Source organism: Pinirhizobacter sp. (assembly GCF_035317885.1).
In the GTDB taxonomy this organism is placed as follows: domain Bacteria; phylum Pseudomonadota; class Gammaproteobacteria; order Xanthomonadales; family Rhodanobacteraceae; genus Pinirhizobacter.
Genome location: NZ_DATHFX010000041.1, coordinates 1 through 3,561, shown reverse-complemented (window position 1 = coordinate 3,561; position 3,561 = coordinate 1). Strand labels below are relative to the sequence as shown.

Sequence of the window (3,561 nt, the reverse complement as noted above, 5' to 3'; positions counted from 1 at the left end):
CCCGAGGATGGGGCCCAAGGTCGTGTCGATCTCGTTCCAGATGGAAACGATGGATTCGACGACATCGGCAACGCCGGGTTCGTCGCCCGCCCGCCGTCCGAGCGCCTCAACTATCCGATCGCTCTCTAGACCAGCCACAGGAATGACCTGCCCAATTTTTGGGACGTAGACTCCCACCATACGCCCTCTTGGGCTGCTGTGACGATTTGGCGGTATTCAGTGACTTCGAGCGCTACTGGGGCGAAGGGGGTGGCCTACCAAGGCACCACGCCCTATCTGGAATCAGTCAGGCATCGGCCTCGTCGGCGGCGCTTTCGGGCAAGGCGATGCAGGCGAAGAACGGCACGCTGGCGGTGCGCCAGCTTTCGGCGGCCTCGTCGAGGATGTCAAGAAAGATATCGAACTCCGTCTCGTCGGCTTCGCGTAGCGTTTCGGCATGCATGATCAGCAGCAGATAGCCCTTGGCATTTAGCCACGACAGGTCGCGCAGGCTGTCGGAGAGTGCATCCCAGTTGCCGCCAAAGCCGGCCGGAAAGTGAAGCGCATCGTCCAGGTGGCGAAGCAGCGATGCCTTGTCGGTGCAATGGTGCAGGTCGACTGGCAGCGTGCGCAGCGAGGTGGATTGAGCCGCGCGGTTCAGCGCGGCGATATCGTCCTGGGTGACGAAGAAGACGCCGTTGCTGGCGGCGTCGTTCAGGTCGATGCCGAGCAGGGGATTCATGGATGCACCCGGAAGCAGCGGAAGCTGCCGTAGTGATCGTCGGTGTAGTAGTAGATCGCGGGCGGCGTACCACCGGTGATGATGCGCCGTGCTCCGCGATTGTCCGCGCCCGGCGTTTCGACGGTGTACTCGTGATAGTAGCCGCGCGCCTGGGGCGGCAGCAGGCCTTCGCGATTGCCGAACACCGTGCCGTCCTGGCGATGGGGGAACGGCCCGCCGCTTTCGATCAGCTTGATGGTCTGGAGGGCTTCCTGCGACAGGAAGCCTGGCGACACCGGGCAGCCGCCCTGGGCCTGGTCGCTTGCCGGCGGCGCGGTCTCCACCCGGGCCTGACTGACCGCCGGCGGCGCGGTCTCCACCCGGCCGTGCGGCGTGGGCTTGAAGTAGAGCCAGCCGATCAGGGCGATCAGCACCAGCAACGGAAGAAGCCGATTGGCGCGCATGGCGGTTCCTTAGACGTTCACCGATGAGCCTTGTCGACACGCGCTTGCAGTGCCATCGCGGCGGCTGGGTTGCGATGCTTGGCGGCGCTGATGAAGAAGATGAAGACTTCGCGCGCGCCGTCATCGGGCAACGCCGATGCCACGTGCGGAAGCTCGGGATTGTCCTTGCCGTGCGCCCAGCGTTGCGCGCGTGCCGACCAGGCATCGAGATCTTTCGCGCCGTAGCCGGTGGCGATGCCATCTTCGCTGCGCATCAAACGGGCGTAGGTGAAATTGCCGGTGACGTCGGCTAGCGATGGATATTGCGGCGAGTCGGTGAAAACCGTTGGAATACGGTGTGAGCGCGCCAGCGCCACGTATTCGGCGCTGAGGAAACTCGGATGCCGCACTTCCAGTACGTGTCGCAGTGGACGCCCAGCCAGCTTCGACGGCAGCAGCCGCAGGAACGCATCGAGGTCATCCGCGTCGAAGCGACTCGTTGGTGGCAATTGCCACAGGATCGGCCCCAGGCGATCGCCGATTTGATCCAGTCCGCCTTCGATAAATCCGGTTATGCCCTTGGCAGTATCCGCCAGAACTTTGGCTCCGATGATATAGCGCGGCGCCTTGAGCGAGAACACGAAACCCTCTGGCGTCTCGGCCGCCCAGCGCGCATACGTGGCCGGTTTCTGTGCACCGTAGAAGGTGCCATTGATCTCGATCACGCGCAGTTGGCGGCTGGCGTATTCCAGCTCGCGCTTCTGTACCAGGTCATCCGGATAGAAATTCTTGCGCCAGGGAGCGTACGTCCAGCCACCGATGCCAATGCGAACGGCGTGCTGCGCTGCGGGAGCGGCGAACAGGTCTTTGCTGGCGGCTTTGGTGGGCATGGCTGCGGATCGAAGCGGCGGCGCTCCATGATGCCACGGCCGGGAAGACAGCCATTCGGCCAATGGCGTAAGCCGTCCGGCGTAGAGGTATCCGGAGAATTCATTGCGGTAGAGTGAGGCTGTGAGAAGGATGGGTGCCGCTACCCGCCGCCGCCCGTGCACCGACACCAGACCCGCGGGGGGCTCTTGGGGGGTGCCATGACAACAGAACATGTAATTCCGATCTGGCAAGGCAACCCGAGCCGTATTCCCTGGGTGAGGCGGTGGCAGGAATCACGCTACGAAAGCCGCTTCCTGGCCCACACTGTGCCGACTCACCACATCTATCGCGGCGTCTATGAATCGTTCGCCGAGGCCCAGGCGAGCATCCCGGCGGGACGGACGGCGGGGTATGACAACACCGGCGCCGCGGATCTTTATCGTGATCGCACGCGCCGTGTCTTCCTCAACGATTACCCGATGATCTACTGGCTCGGCCGTTTCTTCGGCCAGGGAGGTCGCACCGTTTTCGATATTGGTGGACACATCGGCATTGCGTACTACGCCTATCAGCGATACGGGGAGTATCCCGAAGGTTTACGTTGGACCGTACTGGACGTGCCCGCAGTGAATGCGGCCGGTGAGGCCTGGGCCGATGCGCACGATCCAGCGCGGCGCCTTGGCTTTGCGTCAACCCTCGCGGCCGCTTCAGGTAGCCACATCCTGTTTGCAGCGGGATCGCTGCAATATCTTGAATACACACTGTCCGAAGCCATTTCGGCCATGCCCGTGAGGCCTCGTTTCCTTCTGCTGAACTCCGTGCCTATCCACACCCGCCAGTCGTACTTCACCGTGCAGAATTTGGGGGTGACGTGTTGCCCATACCGGGTGATGGCGGAGCGAAAGTTCATGGACGAGCTGGCATCGCTTGGCTATAAGCTAAGGGATCGATGGGAGAATACACAAAGGCACTGTACCGTCCCATTTTATCCAGACCTATCCCTGGATCGTTACTTTGGGTTTGCCTTTGAACTGGATCCCTCGCGCTAGCAAGTGGCCATTAAGTCAAACCCGCGGGCAACGCATTCTTGGGAAATGAACCATTAACATGGTGGGCATGGGATGGATGCGGGACAGGGGCGGACCATGAAGATGCTTGTTGCTCTGATGCTGGGCCTGGTCACGATGGCGGGGCAACCGGCGCAATCGCAAGAGACGGACGTCGACCTTGCCGTGCGGGGGGACAAGCTGCACTTTCATGTCTACAAGGGAGAGGGGCCTCCGATTCTCTTTGAGGCCGGCGGCGGGGATGACGCGACGGTGTGGGCTGGTATCGCCAAGCCGCTGCACGACATCACCGGCGCGACACTCATCACTTATGACCGTGCGGGGTTCGGACGGAGCGAGCTTGACGGACGCAAGCAGGCTGTGGACGCTCATGGCATCGCGTACAGCGTTGCGTAGAGCGCACCATACGAATGGGCTACGAGCATGATTTTCCCGTCGTAACCCAGCTTGTGGAGCGCTTCGTCCAGCTCCCCAACGCCGT

The 3,561-nt window shown here is 62.2% G+C and carries 5 protein-coding genes; 2 read left to right on the top strand and 3 right to left on the bottom strand.

The window, feature by feature from the left end; all coding sequences use genetic code 11:
- Positions 1-286: 286 nt before the first annotated feature.
- The 3 genes from VK519_RS01240 to VK519_RS01230 are packed head-to-tail and all read right to left on the bottom strand — an operon-like array spanning position 287 to position 2,033.
- Positions 287-721, bottom strand: a complete 435-nt coding sequence (locus VK519_RS01240) for a barstar family protein (RefSeq protein ID WP_324346888.1) — start codon at positions 719-721, stop codon at positions 287-289.
- On the bottom strand, positions 718-1,164 hold the full coding sequence (locus VK519_RS01235) for a guanyl-specific ribonuclease (protein WP_324346886.1): 447 nt from the start codon (positions 1,162-1,164) through the stop codon (positions 718-720). The genes VK519_RS01240 and VK519_RS01235 overlap by 4 nt, the downstream gene beginning before the upstream one ends.
- A gap of 17 nt (positions 1,165-1,181) precedes the next feature.
- Positions 1,182-2,033 carry a DUF72 domain-containing protein gene (locus VK519_RS01230; protein WP_324346884.1) on the bottom strand — a complete coding sequence of 284 codons (852 nt, stop codon included), beginning with the start codon at positions 2,031-2,033 and terminating at the stop codon, positions 1,182-1,184.
- A 198-nt stretch (positions 2,034-2,231) separates the two neighbouring features.
- Between VK519_RS01230 and VK519_RS01225 the strand changes: the two genes are divergently transcribed.
- Both VK519_RS01225 and VK519_RS01220 read left to right on the top strand, forming a co-directional pair.
- The gene (locus tag VK519_RS01225) at positions 2,232-3,062 is read left to right on the top strand and encodes a methyltransferase, TIGR04325 family (protein WP_324346882.1); all 831 of its coding nucleotides are present in this window, start codon (positions 2,232-2,234) and stop codon (positions 3,060-3,062) included.
- Positions 3,063-3,158: 96 nt separating this feature from the next.
- On the top strand, positions 3,159-3,476 hold the full coding sequence (locus VK519_RS01220) for an alpha/beta fold hydrolase (protein WP_324346880.1): 318 nt from the start codon (positions 3,159-3,161) through the stop codon (positions 3,474-3,476).
- The last annotated feature ends 85 nt before the right edge of the window (positions 3,477-3,561 follow it).